At 50.3% G+C, this 15,141-nt stretch carries 30 protein-coding genes and 1 pseudogene; 1 reads left to right on the forward strand and 30 read right to left on the reverse strand.

Translation table 11 applies throughout. The annotated features are described in order from the left end of the window. Window positions 1-2: 2 nt before the first annotated feature. The 27 genes from ADJ24_RS07480 to rpsJ form a co-directional block, all read right to left on the reverse strand. Window positions 3-992, reverse strand: a complete 990-nt coding sequence (locus ADJ24_RS07480; RefSeq protein ID WP_002919219.1) for a DNA-directed RNA polymerase subunit alpha — start codon at window positions 990-992, stop codon at window positions 3-5. Between the two features lie 25 nt (window positions 993-1,017). Further along, the gene (gene rpsD / locus ADJ24_RS07485; RefSeq protein WP_004868345.1) at window positions 1,018-1,638 is read right to left on the reverse strand and encodes a 30S ribosomal protein S4; all 621 of its coding nucleotides are present in this window, start codon (window positions 1,636-1,638) and stop codon (window positions 1,018-1,020) included. A 33-nt stretch (window positions 1,639-1,671) separates the two neighbouring features. Beyond that, the gene (gene rpsK / locus ADJ24_RS07490) at window positions 1,672-2,061 is read right to left on the reverse strand and encodes a 30S ribosomal protein S11 (protein WP_003863312.1); all 390 of its coding nucleotides are present in this window, start codon (window positions 2,059-2,061) and stop codon (window positions 1,672-1,674) included. A 16-nt stretch (window positions 2,062-2,077) separates the two neighbouring features. Beyond that, window positions 2,078-2,434, reverse strand: a complete 357-nt coding sequence (gene rpsM / locus ADJ24_RS07495) for a 30S ribosomal protein S13 (protein ID WP_003863308.1) — start codon at window positions 2,432-2,434, stop codon at window positions 2,078-2,080. Between the two features lie 146 nt (window positions 2,435-2,580). Then, window positions 2,581-2,697, reverse strand: coding sequence for a 50S ribosomal protein L36 (gene rpmJ / locus ADJ24_RS23460; RefSeq protein WP_000868187.1), 117 nt, complete (start codon window positions 2,695-2,697; stop codon window positions 2,581-2,583). Between the two features lie 31 nt (window positions 2,698-2,728). Next, the gene (gene secY / locus ADJ24_RS07500) at window positions 2,729-4,060 is read right to left on the reverse strand and encodes a preprotein translocase subunit SecY (protein ID WP_003863305.1); all 1,332 of its coding nucleotides are present in this window, start codon (window positions 4,058-4,060) and stop codon (window positions 2,729-2,731) included. A 7-nt stretch (window positions 4,061-4,067) separates the two neighbouring features. After that, window positions 4,068-4,502: a 50S ribosomal protein L15 gene (gene rplO, locus ADJ24_RS07505; RefSeq protein WP_003863304.1), complete on the reverse strand. Its 435-nt coding sequence runs from the start codon at window positions 4,500-4,502 to the stop codon at window positions 4,068-4,070. A gap of 3 nt (window positions 4,503-4,505) precedes the next feature. Further along, the gene (gene rpmD / locus ADJ24_RS07510) at window positions 4,506-4,685 is read right to left on the reverse strand and encodes a 50S ribosomal protein L30 (protein ID WP_003863301.1); all 180 of its coding nucleotides are present in this window, start codon (window positions 4,683-4,685) and stop codon (window positions 4,506-4,508) included. Between the two features lie 6 nt (window positions 4,686-4,691). Further along, window positions 4,692-5,192, reverse strand: coding sequence for a 30S ribosomal protein S5 (gene rpsE, locus ADJ24_RS07515; protein WP_003863299.1), 501 nt, complete (start codon window positions 5,190-5,192; stop codon window positions 4,692-4,694). Between the two features lie 14 nt (window positions 5,193-5,206). Next, the gene (rplR, locus tag ADJ24_RS07520) at window positions 5,207-5,560 is read right to left on the reverse strand and encodes a 50S ribosomal protein L18 (protein ID WP_003863297.1); all 354 of its coding nucleotides are present in this window, start codon (window positions 5,558-5,560) and stop codon (window positions 5,207-5,209) included. 9 nt (window positions 5,561-5,569) lie between these two features. Beyond that, window positions 5,570-6,103 (reverse strand): 50S ribosomal protein L6, encoded by a 534-nt coding sequence (gene rplF, locus ADJ24_RS07525; RefSeq protein ID WP_003863296.1) that lies wholly within the window; start codon window positions 6,101-6,103, stop codon window positions 5,570-5,572. Window positions 6,104-6,115: 12 nt separating this feature from the next. Beyond that, window positions 6,116-6,508, reverse strand: a complete 393-nt coding sequence (gene rpsH, locus ADJ24_RS07530) for a 30S ribosomal protein S8 (protein ID WP_006178918.1) — start codon at window positions 6,506-6,508, stop codon at window positions 6,116-6,118. 30 nt (window positions 6,509-6,538) lie between these two features. Further along, window positions 6,539-6,844 (reverse strand): 30S ribosomal protein S14, encoded by a 306-nt coding sequence (gene rpsN, locus ADJ24_RS07535; RefSeq protein ID WP_003863291.1) that lies wholly within the window; start codon window positions 6,842-6,844, stop codon window positions 6,539-6,541. Between the two features lie 14 nt (window positions 6,845-6,858). Beyond that, window positions 6,859-7,398: a 50S ribosomal protein L5 gene (gene rplE, locus ADJ24_RS07540; protein WP_001096206.1), complete on the reverse strand. Its 540-nt coding sequence runs from the start codon at window positions 7,396-7,398 to the stop codon at window positions 6,859-6,861. Between the two features lie 14 nt (window positions 7,399-7,412). Beyond that, the gene (gene rplX, locus ADJ24_RS07545) at window positions 7,413-7,727 is read right to left on the reverse strand and encodes a 50S ribosomal protein L24 (RefSeq protein ID WP_003863287.1); all 315 of its coding nucleotides are present in this window, start codon (window positions 7,725-7,727) and stop codon (window positions 7,413-7,415) included. A 10-nt stretch (window positions 7,728-7,737) separates the two neighbouring features. Then, window positions 7,738-8,109 (reverse strand): 50S ribosomal protein L14, encoded by a 372-nt coding sequence (rplN, locus tag ADJ24_RS07550; RefSeq protein WP_002919748.1) that lies wholly within the window; start codon window positions 8,107-8,109, stop codon window positions 7,738-7,740. Between the two features lie 166 nt (window positions 8,110-8,275). Continuing rightward, the gene (gene rpsQ, locus ADJ24_RS07555; RefSeq protein ID WP_008503489.1) at window positions 8,276-8,530 is read right to left on the reverse strand and encodes a 30S ribosomal protein S17; all 255 of its coding nucleotides are present in this window, start codon (window positions 8,528-8,530) and stop codon (window positions 8,276-8,278) included. Further along, window positions 8,530-8,721: a 50S ribosomal protein L29 gene (rpmC, locus tag ADJ24_RS07560; protein ID WP_003863282.1), complete on the reverse strand. Its 192-nt coding sequence runs from the start codon at window positions 8,719-8,721 to the stop codon at window positions 8,530-8,532. Before rpmC ends, rpsQ begins: the two co-directional genes overlap by 1 nt. Then, complete coding sequence (rplP, locus tag ADJ24_RS07565; RefSeq protein ID WP_002919759.1) at window positions 8,721-9,131, reverse strand: 50S ribosomal protein L16; 411 nt, start codon at window positions 9,129-9,131, stop codon at window positions 8,721-8,723. The genes rpmC and rplP overlap by 1 nt, the downstream gene beginning before the upstream one ends. A gap of 12 nt (window positions 9,132-9,143) precedes the next feature. After that, the gene (gene rpsC, locus ADJ24_RS07570) at window positions 9,144-9,845 is read right to left on the reverse strand and encodes a 30S ribosomal protein S3 (protein WP_000529945.1); all 702 of its coding nucleotides are present in this window, start codon (window positions 9,843-9,845) and stop codon (window positions 9,144-9,146) included. Window positions 9,846-9,862: 17 nt separating this feature from the next. Beyond that, on the reverse strand, window positions 9,863-10,195 hold the full coding sequence (gene rplV / locus ADJ24_RS07575) for a 50S ribosomal protein L22 (protein WP_002919773.1): 333 nt from the start codon (window positions 10,193-10,195) through the stop codon (window positions 9,863-9,865). A 14-nt stretch (window positions 10,196-10,209) separates the two neighbouring features. After that, complete coding sequence (gene rpsS, locus ADJ24_RS07580) at window positions 10,210-10,488, reverse strand: 30S ribosomal protein S19 (RefSeq protein ID WP_048702299.1); 279 nt, start codon at window positions 10,486-10,488, stop codon at window positions 10,210-10,212. A gap of 16 nt (window positions 10,489-10,504) precedes the next feature. After that, on the reverse strand, window positions 10,505-11,326 hold the full coding sequence (gene rplB, locus ADJ24_RS07585) for a 50S ribosomal protein L2 (protein WP_000301859.1): 822 nt from the start codon (window positions 11,324-11,326) through the stop codon (window positions 10,505-10,507). 17 nt (window positions 11,327-11,343) lie between these two features. Further along, a complete protein-coding gene (gene rplW / locus ADJ24_RS07590; RefSeq protein ID WP_000617546.1) occupies window positions 11,344-11,646 on the reverse strand; it encodes a 50S ribosomal protein L23 in 303 nt (100 codons plus the stop codon). Next, the gene (gene rplD, locus ADJ24_RS07595; protein ID WP_000424395.1) at window positions 11,643-12,248 is read right to left on the reverse strand and encodes a 50S ribosomal protein L4; all 606 of its coding nucleotides are present in this window, start codon (window positions 12,246-12,248) and stop codon (window positions 11,643-11,645) included. Before rplD ends, rplW begins: the two co-directional genes overlap by 4 nt. A 10-nt stretch (window positions 12,249-12,258) precedes the next feature. Continuing rightward, complete coding sequence (rplC, locus tag ADJ24_RS07600; protein WP_003863274.1) at window positions 12,259-12,888, reverse strand: 50S ribosomal protein L3; 630 nt, start codon at window positions 12,886-12,888, stop codon at window positions 12,259-12,261. A 32-nt stretch (window positions 12,889-12,920) separates the two neighbouring features. After that, window positions 12,921-13,232: a 30S ribosomal protein S10 gene (gene rpsJ / locus ADJ24_RS07605; protein WP_001181005.1), complete on the reverse strand. Its 312-nt coding sequence runs from the start codon at window positions 13,230-13,232 to the stop codon at window positions 12,921-12,923. A 379-nt stretch (window positions 13,233-13,611) separates the two neighbouring features. Between rpsJ and ADJ24_RS07610 the strand changes: the two genes are divergently transcribed. Further along, window positions 13,612-14,085 (forward strand): prepilin peptidase, encoded by a 474-nt coding sequence (locus ADJ24_RS07610; protein WP_023309455.1) that lies wholly within the window; start codon window positions 13,612-13,614, stop codon window positions 14,083-14,085. Here the strand turns inward: ADJ24_RS07610 and bfr are convergent. The 3 genes and pseudogenes from bfr to tuf all read right to left on the reverse strand — a co-directional run. Next, the gene (bfr, locus tag ADJ24_RS07615; protein WP_008503492.1) at window positions 14,069-14,545 is read right to left on the reverse strand and encodes a bacterioferritin; all 477 of its coding nucleotides are present in this window, start codon (window positions 14,543-14,545) and stop codon (window positions 14,069-14,071) included. The genes ADJ24_RS07610 and bfr overlap by 17 nt on opposite strands. 72 nt (window positions 14,546-14,617) lie before the next feature. Further along, on the reverse strand, window positions 14,618-14,812 hold the full coding sequence (gene bfd / locus ADJ24_RS07620) for a bacterioferritin-associated ferredoxin (protein WP_008503493.1): 195 nt from the start codon (window positions 14,810-14,812) through the stop codon (window positions 14,618-14,620). Window positions 14,813-14,991: 179 nt separating this feature from the next. Further along, window positions 14,992-15,141, reverse strand: a pseudogene (tuf, locus tag ADJ24_RS24030) (elongation factor Tu); the annotation flags it as partial.

Genomic DNA, 15,141 nt, shown 5'->3' on the forward strand with positions numbered 1-15,141 from the left:
GGTTACTCGTCAGCAATGCTTGCCGGTGGCCAGTTTTCCAGGCGCATGCCCAGAGACAGACCACGTGAAGCCAGCACGTCTTTAATCTCAGTAAGAGATTTTTTACCCAGGTTCGGCGTTTTCAGCAACTCAACCTCGGTACGCTGTACCAGATCACCGATATAGTGGATAGCTTCTGCCTTGAGGCAGTTAGCAGAGCGGACAGTCAACTCGAGATCGTCAACAGGGCGCAGCAGGATCGGATCGAATTCTGGTTTCTCTTCTTTCACTTCCGGCTGACGTACATCACGTAAGTCAACGAAAGCTTCCAGTTGTTCTGCCAGGATGGTTGCCGCACGACGAATCGCCTCTTCAGGATCGATCGTGCCGTTGGTTTCCATTTCGATGACCAGCTTGTCCAGGTCGGTACGCTGTTCTACACGCGCTGCTTCAACATTGTAGGCAATACGCTCTACAGGGCTATAGCATGCGTCGACCAGCAGACGGCCGATTGGGCGCTCATCTTCTTCCGAATGAATTCGGGCAGAAGCCGGCACATAACCACGACCGCGCTGAACTTTGATACGCATGCTAATAGCTGCGTTCTCATCGGTCAGGTGGCAGATCACGTGCTGCGGCTTGACGATTTCAACATCACCGTCATGGGTGATGTCGGCTGCAGTCACAGGGCCAATGCCAGATTTATTCAGAGTAAGAATAACTTCATCTTTACCCTGAACTCTCACCGCCAGCCCTTTCAGGTTGAGCAGGATTTCAAGGATATCTTCCTGAACGCCTTCTTTGGTGCTGTACTCATGAAGTACACCATCAATCTCAACCTCGGTCACCGCGCAACCCGGCATCGATGAGAGCAGAATACGGCGCAGTGCGTTACCCAGAGTATGGCCAAAGCCACGCTCTAAAGGCTCAAGGGTCACCTTGGCGTGCGTCGAACTCACTTGCTCGATATCTACCAGGCGCGGTTTTAGAAACTCTGTCACAGAACCCTGCATTGTGTCCTCTCTTTGGTACTAAGCTTTACTTGGAGTAAAGCTCGACGATCAGGTGTTCGTTAATGTCCGCAGACAGATCAGAACGTTCTGGCTGACGCTTGAACGTACCTTCCATCTTGCCAGCATCAACTTCCAGCCAGGTTGGCTTTTCACGCTGCTCAGCCAGCTCCAGAGCGGCCTTCACGCGAGATTGCTTTTTCGCTTTCTCACGAATGCTAACAACGTCATTCGCTTTAACCTGATAAGAAGCGATGTTAACAACACGACCGTTTACCATGATTGCTTTGTGGCTAACCAGCTGACGTGATTCAGCACGAGTAGCGCCGAAGCCCATACGGTATACAACGTTGTCCAGACGACCTTCCAGCAGAGCCAGCAGGTTTTCACCTGTGTTGCCTTTCAGACGTGCTGCTTCTTTATAGTAGTTACGGAACTGACGCTCCAGCACACCGTACATACGGCGAACTTTTTGCTTTTCACGCAACTGCACACCATAGTCAGACAGACGCGGTTTACGCGCACCGTGCTGGCCAGGAGCTTGTTCAATTTTACACTTGGTATCGATCGCGCGAACGCCAGACTTAAGGAATAAGTCGGTGCCCTCACGACGGCTCAGCTTGAGCTTAGGACCCAAATATCTTGCCATTTTCTATCTCCAACTAACCTAAAAAACGGAGCGTTATACGCGACGTTTTTTCGGCGGACGACAACCGTTATGAGGGATCGGAGTCACATCAGTAATATTCGTGATGCGGAAACCAGCGGCGTTCAGAGCGCGAACAGTAGATTCACGACCCGGACCCGGACCTTTAACCATAACTTCCAGATTCTTGATGCCGTATTCTTTTACGGCTTCTGCGCAACGCTCTGCTGCAACCTGAGCTGCGAACGGAGTGGATTTGCGAGAACCACGGAAACCGGAACCACCGGCTGTTGCCCAACCCAATGCGTTACCCTGACGATCAGTAATAGTAACGATGGTGTTGTTGAAAGAAGCATGGATATGAGCCACGCCGTCAGAGACTTGTTTTCTTACACGTTTACGTGCACGAACTGGTGCCTTTGCCATTATTCAATCACCCCGATTATTTCTTGATCGGTTTGCGCGGACCCTTACGGGTACGTGCGTTGGTCTTAGTACGCTGACCGCGCACTGGCAGACCACGACGATGACGCAAACCGCGATAGCAACCAAGATCCATCAGGCGCTTGATGCTCATGCTGATTTCACGGCGCAGATCACCTTCAACGACAAATTTGGCAACTTCGTCACGCAGCGTGTCGATTTGTTCTTCAGACAGCTCACTGATCTTAACATCTTCAGCGATACCCGCTGCAGCCAGAATGGCTTTAGAACGGGTCTTGCCGACGCCGTAGATCGAAGTTAATGCGATCACAGCATGTTTCTGATCAGGAATGTTAATGCCTGCTATACGGGCCACTATGCACTCCTACTATTTAATATGTACGCACCATGCTGAAAAGCCCGTTTTCAGGATACTCAAATGGAAACGTACAGACATACAAAAGATTGGCTGGCTAATCTAGCCAGCTCAACCCAACTTTGCAAGAAAAATATGCGAAATAATCAGCCTTGGCGCTGTTTATGCTTCGGCTCGGCACTGCAAATCACACGGATGACACCATCACGCTTAACGATTTTGCAGTTACGGCATAATTTCTTGACGGAAGCACGAACTTTCATTTTTACTCTCCGTAACTTCTCAGGCGACCATTTAGCGGCCGTAGCCTTTCAGGTTCGCCTTCTTCAATGCAGACTCGTACTGACTGGACATCATCAGAGTTTGCACTTGAGCCATAAAGTCCATAATCACGACAACAACGATAAGCAGTGAGGTCCCACCGAAGTAGAACGGTACTTTCATTGCATCACGCATGAACTCCGGGATCAGGCAGATAAAAGTAATATAAAGCGCACCAACCAAAGTCAGACGAGTCATTACTTTATCGATATACTTCGCCGTTTGCTCTCCCGGACGAATTCCTGGTACAAATGCACCGGACTTCTTCAGGTTATCTGCTGTTTCACGCGGGTTGAAGACCAACGCCGTGTAGAAGAAACAGAAGAAGATGATCGCAGACGCATAGAGTAACACATAAAGTGGTTGCCCAGGCTGCAAATACAGCGAAATTGTTGTCAGCCAGTTCCAACCAGTACCGCCCCCGAACCATGACGCGATGGTCGCCGGGAACAGAATAATACTGGAAGCGAAGATAGCCGGGATAACCCCCGCCATGTTCACTTTCAGCGGTAAATGTGTGCTCTGTGCAGCATAGACACGACGACCCTGCTGACGTTTAGCGTAGTTCACCACAATGCGGCGTTGACCACGTTCAACGAAGACAACAAAGAACGTCACTGCAAATACTAATACTGCAACCAACAGCAACAGGAGGAAGTGCAGGTCGCCTTGACGCGCTTGCTCGATAGTATGGGCGATGGCTGGCGGGAGGCCCGCAACAATACCGGCGAAGATAATGATAGAGATACCGTTACCGATACCACGCTCAGTAATCTGTTCGCCGAGCCACATCAGGAACATAGTCCCTGTGACCAGACTTACAACAGCGGTGAAGTAGAATGCAAAGCCCGGGTTTAACACCAGGCCCTGCATACCAGGCATATTCGGCAAACCGGTAGCAATACCGATCGACTGGAATATTGCCAGCACCAGAGTACCGTAACGGGTGTACTGACTAATCTTACGACGTCCAGACTCCCCTTCTTTCTTCAACTCTGCCAGGGCCGGATGAACGACCGTCAGCAGCTGGATAATAATTGATGCCGAAATGTACGGCATAATACCCAATGCGAAGATAGAAGCACGGCTGAGAGCACCACCAGAGAACATGTTGAACATTTCAATGATGGTGCCTCGCTGTTGCTCAAGCAGTTTGGCAAGTACAGCGGCATCGATACCAGGGATCGGAATAAAAGAGCCAATACGGAACACAATCAGCGCGCCGATAACAAACAGCAGTCTGCGTTTCAGCTCGCCAAATCCACCTTTGGCACTTTGAAAATCTAATCCCGGTTGCTTAGCCATCTGCTACTTATTCCTCAATTTTACCGCCAGCAGCTTCGATAGCAGCACGAGCACCTTTAGTAACACGCAGGCCACGAACAGTTACCGGAGTAGAAACTTCACCAGCCAGGATCACTTTCGCGAACTCGATCTGGATACCGATAATGTTTGCTGCTTTCAGCGTGTTCAGGTCTACAACGCCGCCTTCAACTTTCGCCAGGTCAGACAGACGGATTTCCGCTGTGATCGCTGCTTTGCGAGAAGTGAAGCCGAACTTCGGCAGACGACGGTACAGTGGCATCTGGCCACCCTCGAAACCGCGACGCACGCCACCGCCAGAACGAGAGTTCTGACCTTTGTGACCACGACCACCGGTTTTGCCGAGGCCAGAACCGATACCACGACCCAGGCGTTTACCCGCCTTTTTAGAGCCTTCGGCCGGAGACAGAGTATTTAAACGCATCTCTTACTCCTCAACTTTAACCATGAAGTAAACCGCGTTGACCATACCACGAACAGCAGGAGTATCCTCGCGCTCAACGGTATGACCAATACGACGCAGACCCAGGCCAAGCAGCGTTGCCTTGTGTTTCGGCAGACGACCGATTGCACTGCGGGTTTGAGTGATTTTAATAGTCTTTGCCATGGTCAATTACCCCAGAATTTCTTCAACGGATTTACCACGCTTGGCAGCGACCATTTCTGGAGAATTCATATTTTCCAGGCCATCAATAGTTGCACGAACCACGTTGATCGGGTTAGTGGAACCATATGCTTTGGCCAGAACGTTATGAACCCCAGCAACTTCCAGAACGGCGCGCATTGCACCACCGGCGATGATACCGGTACCTTCTGAAGCTGGCTGCATGAATACACGAGAACCCGTGTGAACACCTTTAACTGGGTGCTGCAGGGTGCCGTTGTTCAGCGCGACGTTAATCATATTGCGACGGGCTTTTTCCATCGCTTTCTGGATCGCTGCTGGAACTTCACGCGCTTTACCGTAACCAAAACCAACGCGACCGTTACCATCGCCTACTACAGTCAGAGCTGTGAAGGAGAAAATACGACCACCTTTAACGGTTTTAGATACGCGGTTTACCGCGATCAGCTTTTCCTGCAGTTCGCCAGCCTGTTTTTCGATGTGAGCCATCTTACACCTCTACCTTAGAACTGAAGGCCAGCTTCACGGGCAGCATCTGCCAGTGCCTGGACACGACCATGATATTGGAACCCGGAACGGTCAAAGGAAACATTGCTGATGCCTTTTTCCAGAGCGCGTTCAGCAACAGCTTTACCTACAGCTGCAGCGGCGTCTTTGTTACCGGTGTACTTCAATTGTTCTGAGATAGCTTTTTCTACAGTAGAAGCAGCTACCAGAACTTCAGAACCGTTCGGTGCAATTACCTGTGCGTAAATATGACGCGGGGTACGATGTACCACCAGGCGAGTTGCACCCAGCTCTTTGAGCTTGCGGCGTGCGCGGGTCGCACGACGGATACGAGCAGATTTCTTATCCATAGTGTTACCTTACTTCTTCTTAGCCTCTTTGGTACGCACGACTTCGTCGGCGTAACGAACACCCTTGCCTTTGTAAGGCTCAGGACGACGGTAGGCGCGCAGATCTGCTGCAACCTGACCGATCAGCTGTTTATCAGCGCCTTTCAGCACGATTTCAGTTTGAGTCGGACATTCTGCAGTGATACCGGCCGGCAGCGGATGCTCAACAGGGTGTGAGAAGCCCAGAGACAGGCCTACTGCATTCCCTTTGATAGCTGCACGATAACCTACACCAACCAGCTGAAGCTTTTTAGTGAAGCCTTCGGTAACACCAACAACCATTGAGTTCAGCAGGGCACGCGCGGTACCAGCCTGAGCCCATCCATCCACGAAACCATCACGTGGACCGAAGGTCAGAGCGTTATCTGCATGTTTAACTTCAACAGCTTTGTTGAGGGTACGAGTCAGCTCGCCGTTTTTACCTTTGATCGTAATAACCTGACCGTCGATTTTTACATCAACGCCGGCAGGAATAACGACCGGTGCTTTAGCAACACGAGACATTCTTTCCTCCGATTAGGCTACGTAGCAGATAATTTCGCCACCAAGACCAGCCTGGCGCGCTGCACGATCAGTCATAACACCTTTAGAGGTAGAAACAACTGCGATACCAAGACCAGCCATAACTTTTGGCAGCTCATCTTTTTTCTTATAGATGCGCAGACCTGGGCGGCTGACACGCTGAATGCTTTCTACAACAGCTTTACCCTGGAAATACTTAAGAGTAAGTTCCAGTTCCGGCTTGGTGTCGCCTTCAACTTTAAAATCTTCGATAAAACCTTCTTCCTTCAGCACGTTGGCAATTGCCACTTTCAGCTTGGCGGAAGGCATGGTGACCGCAACTTTGTTCGCGGCCTGACCGTTACGGATACGGGTCAGCATATCCGCGATCGGATCTTGCATGCTCATCTGTCTTTACTCCCGTGATTCAATTGGTAATTACCAGCTAGCCTTTTTCAAGCCTGGCACTTCACCGCGCATGGCGGCTTCACGCAGTTTGATACGGCTCAACCCAAACTTGCCCACATAACCATGTGGACGACCTGTTTGACGACAGCGGTTACGCTGACGAGACGGGCTGGAATCACGCGGCAGAGACTGCAGCTTGAGAACCGCATTCCAACGATCTTCGTCGGAAGCGTTCACATCAGAAATGATCGCTTTCAGTTCAGCGCGTTTAGCGAAGAATTTATCAGCTAAAGCTACGCGCTTTACTTCGCGTGCTTTCATTGATTGCTTAGCCATTCAGTAACCCTACCTTACTTGCGGAACGGGAAGTCAAAGGCAGCCAGCAGAGCACGGCCTTCTTCGTCAGATTTCGCAGTAGTGGTAATGGTAATATCCAAACCACGCACGCGGTCGACTTTATCGTAGTCGATTTCTGGGAAGATGATCTGCTCACGGACACCCATGCTGTAGTTACCACGACCGTCGAAAGACTTAGCGGACAAGCCACGGAAGTCACGGATACGTGGAACAGCAATAGTGATCAGGCGCTCAAAGAACTCCCACATGCGTTCGCCACGCAGAGTTACTTTACAGCCGATCGGATAGCCCTGACGGATTTTGAAGCCTGCAACAGATTTGCGTGCTTTGGTGATCAGCGGTTTTTGACCGGAGATTGCTGTCAGGTCAGCTGCTGCGTTATCCAGCAGTTTCTTGTCAGCGATCGCTTCACCAACACCCATGTTCAGGGTGATCTTCTCGACCCGAGGGACTTGCATGACAGAATTGTAGTTAAACTCAGTCATGAGTTTGTTAACTACTTCGTCTTTGTAGTAATCATGCAGTTTCGCCATCGTACTACTCCAAATTACTTGATAGTTTCGCTGTTAGACTTGAAGAAACGGACTTTTTTGCCGTCTTCGAATCTAAAGCCTACACGGTCAGCCTTGCCGGTAGCCGCATTGAAGATTGCAACGTTAGAAACCTGAATAGCAGCTTCTTTTTCAACGATGCCACCTGGTTGGTTCAGGGCCGGAACCGGCTTCTGATGTTTCTTAACCAGGTTGATACCTTCAACGACAAGTTTGCCGGAAGACAGAACATTTTTTACTTTACCGCGTTTACCTTTATCTTTACCGGTTAACACGATAACTTCGTCATCACGACGGATTTTCGCTGCCATGATTCGCTCCTTAGAGTACTTCTGGTGCCAGAGAGATAATTTTCATGAACTTCTCAGTACGAAGTTCACGAGTTACCGGCCCAAAGATACGCGTGCCGATAGGCTGCTCGCTGTTATTGTTTAAAATAACGCATGCATTACCATCGAAGCGAATGACAGAACCGTCAGGGCGACGAACACCCTTCTTGGTGCGCACCACTACCGCCTTCAGCACATCACCTTTTTTGACCTTACCACGTGGAATTGCTTCCTTGATGGTGATCTTGATGATGTCGCCTACGCCTGCGTAGCGACGGTGCGAGCCACCCAGAACCTTGATACACATTACGCGACGTGCACCGGAGTTGTCGGCGACGTTCAGCATAGTCTGTTCTTGGATCATTTTAGTGCTCCGCTAATGTCAACTACTACCTGAGACTCTAAAATCAGAGCCGTTAAAAAGCCCCATATCGAGGGCGCGGCATTATAACACCGCTTCTGCAATATGGGTAGAAAAAATAAACGGCTCATCGCTGAGCCGTTTATTCGTATTGAGAAGGCGTACTGTATTACAGAACCGCTTTCTCTACAACGCGAACCAGCGTCCAGGACTTAGTCTTGGACAGTGGACGGCATTCACGGATTTCAACCTTGTCGCCGATACCACATTCGTTGTTCTCGTCATGTACGTGCAGTTTGGTCGTACGCTTGATGAATTTACCGTAGATCGGGTGTTTCACAATACGTTCGATAGCTACAACAATGGATTTCTCCATTTTGTCGCTAACAACACGACCTTGCAGAGTACGGATTTTATCGGTCATTACGCACCCGCCTTCTGAGTCAGTAAAGTCTTAACGCGTGCAACATTGCGACGCACTTGCTTCAGCAGGTGAGTCTGTTGCAGCTGGCCACTTGCAGCCTGCATACGCAGGTTGAACTGCTCACGCAGCAGGTTCAGCAGCTCAGCGTTCAGCTCTTCAACGCTTTTTTCACGCAGCTCTTTTGCTTTCATTACATCACCGTCTTAGTTACAAAGGTGGTTTTGATAGGCAGTTTCGCTGCTGCCAGGCCGAAGGCTTCACGGGCCAGCTCTTCCGGAACACCGTCCATTTCATAAAGGACTTTGCCCGGTTGGATCAAGGCAACCCAGTACTCCACGTTACCTTTACCTTTACCCATACGAACTTCCAGTGGCTTCTCGGTGATCGGTTTGTCCGGGAATACACGGATCCAGATCTTACCTTGACGCTTAACTGCACGGGTCATTGCACGACGTGCTGCTTCGATCTGACGTGCAGTCAGACGACCACGGCCAACAGCTTTCAGACCGAAAGTGCCGAAGCTAACATCCGTACCCTGCGCCAGACCACGGTTGCGGCCTTTGTGCACTTTACGGAATTTTGTACGCTTTGGTTGTAACATCAGCGACGCTCCTTATTTACGGCCTTTACGCTGCTGCTTTTTAGGTTGAGCAGCCGGTTTTTCCGGTTGTTCAACAGCAGCCATACCACCCAGGATCTCACCTTTGAAGATCCATACCTTAACGCCGATTACACCGTAAGTGGTGTGCGCTTCAGAGGTGTTGTAGTCGATGTCAGCACGCAGAGTGTGCAGCGGTACGCGACCTTCGCGGTACCATTCGGTACGTGCGATTTCCGCGCCGCCCAGACGGCCGCTAACTTCAACTTTGATACCTTTAGCGCCCAGACGCATTGCGTTCTGTACAGCACGCTTCATAGCACGACGGAACATAACACGACGTTCCAGCTGTGAAGTGATGCTGTCAGCAACCAATTTAGCGTCCAGTTCAGGCTTACGAACTTCAGCGATATTGATCTGTGCAGGAACGCCAGCGATATCCGCTACGACCTTGCGCAGTTTTTCTACGTCTTCGCCTTTCTTACCGATAACGATGCCAGGACGAGCAGTGTGAATAGTCACACGGATGCTCTTCGCTGGACGCTCGATAACGATACGAGATACAGACGCTTTAGCCAGTTCCTTAGTCAGGTACTGACGTACTTTAAAATCGCTGTCCAGGTTGTCAGCGAATTCTTTGGTGTTCGCAAACCAGGTAGAGTTCCATGGTTTTACAATACCCAGGCGAATACCATTAGGATGTACTTTCTGACCCATTGCTAGTCTCCAGAGTCTCAGCGATCGGACACAACCACAGTAATGTGGCTGGTGCGCTTCAGGATGCGATCTGCACGACCTTTCGCACGCGGCATAATGCGCTTCATGCTTGGGCCTTCATCTACGAAAATTTTCGCGACTTTCAGATCGTCGATGTCAGCGCCATCGTTGTGTTCAGCGTTAGCAATGGCAGATTCCAGTACTTTCTTGACCAATACCGCAGCTTTCTTGTTGGTATAGGTCAGGATGTCCAGGGCCTGCGACACTTTCTTACCGCGAATCAGGTCAGCAACAAGGCGAACCTTCTGAGCAGAAGAACGAGCATGGCGATGTTGAGCTAAAGTTTCCATCTCTTCCTCCTACCTTATTTCTTCTTCGCTTTTTTATCAGCAGCGTGGCCGCGATAAGTACGAGTCGGTGCGAATTCACCCAGTTTGTGACCAATCATTTCGTCGGTAACAAAGACTGGAACGTGCTGACGACCATTATGGACAGCGATGGTCAAACCGATCATGTTAGGAAAGATCGTTGAACGACGGGACCAAGTGCGCAGGGGCTTCTTGTCTCCGCTTTCCACCGCTTTCTCTACCTTCTTCAGCAAGTGCAGGTCAATAAAAGGACCTTTCTTGAGAGAACGTGGCATGGCTTATCCTCTAAAATTATTTGCTACGGCGACGTACGATAAATTTATCAGTACGCTTGTTGCTGCGGGTCTTCTTACCTTTGGTCTGAACGCCCCACGGAGTTACCGGGTGCTTACCAAAGTTACGACCTTCACCACCACCATGTGGGTGGTCGACTGGGTTCATCGCAGTACCGCGAACGGTAGGACGAACACCACGCCAGCGTGCAGCACCTGCTTTACCCAGAACGCGCAGCATATGCTCAGCATTGCCAACTTCGCCCAGAGTAGCGCGGCAGTCTGCTTCGACTTTACGCATTTCACCAGAACGCAGACGCAGGGTGACATAAGCACCATCACGAGCAACGATCTGAACGTAAGTACCAGCGGAACGTGCCAGCTGACCGCCTTTACCTGGTTTCATTTCTACGTTATGAACGGTAGAACCAACCGGGATATTGCGCATCGGCAGGGTGTTGCCTGCTTTGATTGCAGCATCAACGCCAGACTGAATCTGGTCGCCAGCTTTCAGGCCTTTAGGGGCCAGGATGTAACGGCGTTCGCCGTCTTTGTACAGAACCAGCGCGATGTTCGCGGAACGGTTCGGATCGTACTCAAGACGTTCAACAACTGCTGGGATACCGTCTTTGTTGCGTTTGAAGTCAACAATACGATAAGCCTGCTTGTGGCCACCACCGATGTGACGAGTGGTGATACGGCCATTGTTGTTACGACCACCGGATTTGCTGTTTTTTTCCAGCAACGGAGCAAAAGGTTTGCCCTTGTGCAGCTCAGGGTTAACCACTTTAACTACGTGGCGACGACCCGGAGATGTCGGTTTACATTTAACAACTGCCATTGTATTACTCCTCCGACTTACTCAGCGCCGCCAACGAAGTCCAGGTTCTGGCCTTCTTTAAGGGTGACGTAAGCTTTTTTCCAGTCGCTACGACGACCGATACGCTGTCCGTGACGTTTAACTTTCCCTTTAACTACCAGGGTGTTAACGACTTCGACTTCGACTTCAAACAGTTTCTGCACAGCAGCTTTGATCTCTGCTTTGGTCGCGTCTTTAGCAACTTTGAGAACGATGGTGTTTGTTTTTTCCATCGCAGTAGACGCTTTTTCAGAAACGTGCGGTGCGCGAAGCACCTTCAGCAGACGTTCTTCACGAATCATGCCAGCATCTCCTCAACTTGCTTAACAGCATCAGCAGTCATTACGACTTTGTCGAAGGCGATCAGGCTAACCGGGTCGATACCAGTCGCATCGCGTACGTCAACCTTGTGCAGGTTACGTGCGGCCAGGAACAGGTTCTCGTCCAGCTCACCGGTGATGATCAGCACATCTTCCAGAGCCATGTCTTTCAGTTTCTGTGCCAGCAGCTTAGTTTTAGGCGCTTCAACAGAGAACTTCTCGACAACGATCAGACGATCCTGACGTACCAGTTCGGACAGGATGCTTTTCAGCGCGCCGCGGTACATCTTTTTGTTAACTTTTTGACTGTGGTCCTGTGGACGCGCAGCGAAGGTCACGCCACCTGAACGCCAGATCGGGCTCTTGATAGAACCTGAACGCGCACGGCCGGTACCTTTCTGGCGCCATGGCTTTTTGCCAGAACCAGTTACTTCAGCACGAGTCTTCTGAGCACGAGTACCCTGACGAGCACCAGCTGCATAAGCAACAACAACCTGGTGAACCAGCGCTTCGTTGAAATCACGACCGAAGGTAGTTTCGGAAACAGTCAGCGCGCTCTGCGCGTCTTTCAATACTAATTCCATTGCTATCCCCTTACGCCTTCACAGCTGGTTTAACGATCAGGTCGCTACCGGTTGCACCCGGGACCGCACCTTTAACCAGCAGCAGGTTGCGCTCAGCGTCAACACGTACTACGTCCAGGCTCTGAACGGTTACACGTTCGTTACCCAGCTGACCTGCCATTTTCTTGCCTTTGAACACTTTGCCCGGAGTCTGGTTCTGACCGATAGAACCCGGAACGCGGTGAGACAAGGAGTTACCGTGGGTAGCGTCCTGGGTACGGAAGTTCCAGCGCTTAACGGTACCAGCAAAACCTTTACCTTTAGAGGTACCGGTTACGTCAACTTTTTTAACGTCAGCAAACAGCTCAACGCTAATGTCCTGACCTACGGTGAACTCTTCGCCTTCAGCAAGACGGAATTCCCACAGACCACGGCCAGCTTCTACGCCAGCTTTAGCGAAGTGACCCGCTTCTGGTTTGGTTACACGGTTAGCTTTTTTAGCACCAGTGGTAACCTGAATAGCGCGGTAGCCATCGTTAGCCAGATCTTTAACCTGAGTAACGCGGTTTGCTTCAACTTCGATTACGGTTACTGGGATAGAAACGCCATCTTCAGTGAAGATGCGGGTCATACCCACTTTTTTACCGACTAAACCAATCATTGTTTCAACCTCTCAATCGCTCGATGACCTGATTAACCCAGGCTGATCTGCACGTCTACACCGGCAGCCAGATCCAGACGCATCAGAGCATCAACGGTTTTCTCAGTTGGCTCAACGATGTCAACCAGACGCTTGTGAGTGCGGATTTCGTACTGATCGCGCGCGTCTTTGTTGACGTGCGGAGAGATCAGAACGGTGAAGCGCTCTTTGCGGGTCGGCAGCGGGATCGGACCACGGACTTGCGCACCAGTGCGCTTAGCAGTCTCGACGATTTCCGCGGTTGATTGATCGATCAGACGATGATCAAACGCTTTAAGGCGGATACGGATTCTTTGGTTCTGCATGAGACCAGAGCTCCAATTATTTTATAAACGAAAATGATTACTCCTCAAACCCATTACGATTGATGGGAGAGTGTAACCGTTCTTACGTAGCTCCCCAATTGGGAGCATTGTTGAGTAACAAAATGAGCTACTCTGGTTCTGATTGAACCCGCCGTCAATTACGACAAGCCCGCGCATTATACGTAAATCTGGACAAGACGCAAGTGCCGTTTAGAAATTAAGCGCCAGAGGCGCAGTATGCGTAAGGGCGCGCAACTTTTTACGCAATGTATCCCTTCTCAAGGCTTTGTCTCGAGCCCCTACGCAAGTGTCGTTTTTATAGATTGCCGACCAGGCCGATTATAGCGAGGATGCGCTCAAACCCCTTTGAGGCCTTGCCATGTTAACCACCCTCCCCTTTTTGCTGATCTATTTTTCGCTGACTGCCTTTCTTGTACATGCGGATATTCACTACGGACTGCTTCCCGATAAATTTCTCTGCCCGCTGCTATGGGCGGGCTTGCTCTTCCAGCTCTGTGTCCAACCTGATTTTCTGCCAAGTGCAGTGGTGGGTGCGATGGCTGGATATGTCGGCTTTGCCGTTATTTACTGGGGATATCGGTTTATCTGCCGGCGTGAAGGGATGGGATACGGCGATGTAAAATACCTGGCGGCGCTTGGTGCGTGGCATGGCTGGTGCATACTGCCAACGCTGGCGTTACTCGCTGCGCTTATGGCGCTACTTAGCATTCTTGTGTTTTCGTTACTCACCGGCGATAAGGGAGCATTAAAAAACCCACTGCCTTTTGGGCCATTTCTGGCAGCAGCGGGTTTATGCGTAGGCTGGAAGACGGTGGTTACTCTTCCACTTTAATCTGCGACTGAAGGTAGTTCTGCAGACCGATTTTAGCAATCAGATCCAGCTCCGTTTCCAGCCAGTCAATATGGCCTTCTTCATCGGCCAGGATCTGGATCATCATATCGCGACTGACGTAGTCATGTACGCTGTCAGCATAGGCAATGGCTTCACGGAGATCTTTGGCGCCTTCAAGCTCCAGCCTGAGGTCGGAACGCAGCATCTCTTCGACATCTTCTCCGATGCCCAGCTTTCCGAGATCCTGCAGGTTTGGAATACCTTCAAGGAATAAAATACGCTCGATATATTTATCAGCGTGCTTCATTTCATCGATCGATTCATGGTACTCAACGTCGTTCAGACGTTTAAGCCCCCAGTTTTTGAACATTCTCGCGTGAAGAAAGTACTGGTTAATTGCGACAAGCTCATTTCCCAATAATTTATTGAGATAACTTATGATTTTAACATCACCTTTCATTATATAGTCCCTCCGCTTCCACTCATTGAAGCGTAGATCGGGCTACAGGGATGTCAAAAAAAAGATGGGCGCTTACGCGATCTCTTTGTATTCCGGGATCTGCATCAATTCGTCCTGCATGATCTCTCGCGCAGCACGTACACATTTACCGCATTGATTTCCCACCGGAACAAATTTGCGTAGCTGCTGAAATGACTGAGGCTGAAACTGACGAACGGCCTGACGTATTTTCTTGTCGCTTACACCATTACATAAACAAACGTACATAGAGACTCCCGTTCAAATTATGCGCAAAGTGTAAGTGAGAATGGTTATGATTACAATAGCACAAACGCCACAATACGGGGCGGGAGCAGGCAAAAAATGCGTAATTTTGTGACAGTACCTGAGCGGCAGAAAACAAAAAAGGACGCCGAAGCGTCCTTTTTTTATTCGGGGATAATTAATTAGCCCAGAACTTTAGCAACCACGCCCGCGCCAACGGTACGGCCGCCTTCACGGATTGCGAAACGCAGACCGTCATCCATCGCGATTGGGTGGATCAGCGTCACAACCATCTTGATGTTGTCGCCTGGCATTACCATCTCAACGCCTTC

It is taken from the genome of Enterobacter sp. 940_PEND (genome assembly GCF_001059415.1).
Classification (GTDB): Bacteria; Pseudomonadota; Gammaproteobacteria; order Enterobacterales; family Enterobacteriaceae; genus Enterobacter; species Enterobacter cloacae_M.

What these genes read in the sequence shown, in the direction of transcription:
- rpmC (WP_003863282.1), bottom strand. Translation starts at nt 8,721, where the DNA reads ATGAAAGCAAAAGAGCTGCGTGAAAAAAGCGTTGAAGAGCTGAACGCT.
- rplN (WP_002919748.1), bottom strand. Translation starts at nt 8,109, where the DNA reads ATGATCCAAGAACAGACTATGCTGAACGTCGCCGACAACTCCGGTGCA.
- rpmD (WP_003863301.1), bottom strand. Translation starts at nt 4,685, where the DNA reads ATGGCAAAGACTATTAAAATCACTCAAACCCGCAGTGCAATCGGTCGT.
- rplP (WP_002919759.1), bottom strand. Translation starts at nt 9,131, where the DNA reads ATGTTACAACCAAAGCGTACAAAATTCCGTAAAGTGCACAAAGGCCGC.
- rpsS (WP_048702299.1), bottom strand. Translation starts at nt 10,488, where the DNA reads ATGCCACGTTCTCTCAAGAAAGGTCCTTTTATTGACCTGCACTTGCTG.
- bfd (WP_008503493.1), bottom strand. Translation starts at nt 14,812, where the DNA reads ATGTACGTTTGTTTATGTAATGGTGTAAGCGACAAGAAAATACGTCAG.
- rplD (WP_000424395.1), bottom strand. Translation starts at nt 12,248, where the DNA reads ATGGAATTAGTATTGAAAGACGCGCAGAGCGCGCTGACTGTTTCCGAA.
- rplF (WP_003863296.1), bottom strand. Translation starts at nt 6,103, where the DNA reads ATGTCTCGTGTTGCTAAAGCACCGGTCGTTATTCCTGCCGGCGTTGAT.
- bfr (WP_008503492.1), bottom strand. Translation starts at nt 14,545, where the DNA reads ATGAAAGGTGATGTTAAAATCATAAGTTATCTCAATAAATTATTGGGA.
- rpsD (WP_004868345.1), bottom strand. Translation starts at nt 1,638, where the DNA reads ATGGCAAGATATTTGGGTCCTAAGCTCAAGCTGAGCCGTCGTGAGGGC.
- rpsN (WP_003863291.1), bottom strand. Translation starts at nt 6,844, where the DNA reads ATGGCTAAGCAATCAATGAAAGCACGCGAAGTAAAGCGCGTAGCTTTA.
- ADJ24_RS07610 (WP_023309455.1), top strand. Translation starts at nt 13,612, where the DNA reads ATGTTAACCACCCTCCCCTTTTTGCTGATCTATTTTTCGCTGACTGCC.
- rpsE (WP_003863299.1), bottom strand. Translation starts at nt 5,192, where the DNA reads ATGGCTCACATCGAAAAACAGGCTGGCGAACTGCAGGAAAAGCTGATC.
- rplR (WP_003863297.1), bottom strand. Translation starts at nt 5,560, where the DNA reads ATGGATAAGAAATCTGCTCGTATCCGTCGTGCGACCCGCGCACGCCGC.
- rplO (WP_003863304.1), bottom strand. Translation starts at nt 4,502, where the DNA reads ATGCGTTTAAATACTCTGTCTCCGGCCGAAGGCTCTAAAAAGGCGGGT.
- rpsK (WP_003863312.1), bottom strand. Translation starts at nt 2,061, where the DNA reads ATGGCAAAGGCACCAGTTCGTGCACGTAAACGTGTAAGAAAACAAGTC.
- rplB (WP_000301859.1), bottom strand. Translation starts at nt 11,326, where the DNA reads ATGGCAGTTGTTAAATGTAAACCGACATCTCCGGGTCGTCGCCACGTA.
- rplW (WP_000617546.1), bottom strand. Translation starts at nt 11,646, where the DNA reads ATGATTCGTGAAGAACGTCTGCTGAAGGTGCTTCGCGCACCGCACGTT.
- rplV (WP_002919773.1), bottom strand. Translation starts at nt 10,195, where the DNA reads ATGGAAACTTTAGCTCAACATCGCCATGCTCGTTCTTCTGCTCAGAAG.
- rplE (WP_001096206.1), bottom strand. Translation starts at nt 7,398, where the DNA reads ATGGCGAAACTGCATGATTACTACAAAGACGAAGTAGTTAACAAACTC.
- ADJ24_RS07480 (WP_002919219.1), bottom strand. Translation starts at nt 992, where the DNA reads ATGCAGGGTTCTGTGACAGAGTTTCTAAAACCGCGCCTGGTAGATATC.
- secY (WP_003863305.1), bottom strand. Translation starts at nt 4,060, where the DNA reads ATGGCTAAGCAACCGGGATTAGATTTTCAAAGTGCCAAAGGTGGATTT.
- rpsQ (WP_008503489.1), bottom strand. Translation starts at nt 8,530, where the DNA reads ATGACCGATAAAATCCGTACTCTGCAAGGTCGTGTTGTTAGCGACAAA.
- rplC (WP_003863274.1), bottom strand. Translation starts at nt 12,888, where the DNA reads ATGATTGGTTTAGTCGGTAAAAAAGTGGGTATGACCCGCATCTTCACT.
- rpmJ (WP_000868187.1), bottom strand. Translation starts at nt 2,697, where the DNA reads ATGAAAGTTCGTGCTTCCGTCAAGAAATTATGCCGTAACTGCAAAATC.
- rplX (WP_003863287.1), bottom strand. Translation starts at nt 7,727, where the DNA reads ATGGCAGCGAAAATCCGTCGTGATGACGAAGTTATCGTGTTAACCGGT.
- rpsJ (WP_001181005.1), bottom strand. Translation starts at nt 13,232, where the DNA reads ATGCAGAACCAAAGAATCCGTATCCGCCTTAAAGCGTTTGATCATCGT.
- rpsH (WP_006178918.1), bottom strand. Translation starts at nt 6,508, where the DNA reads ATGAGCATGCAAGATCCGATCGCGGATATGCTGACCCGTATCCGTAAC.
- rpsC (WP_000529945.1), bottom strand. Translation starts at nt 9,845, where the DNA reads ATGGGTCAGAAAGTACATCCTAATGGTATTCGCCTGGGTATTGTAAAA.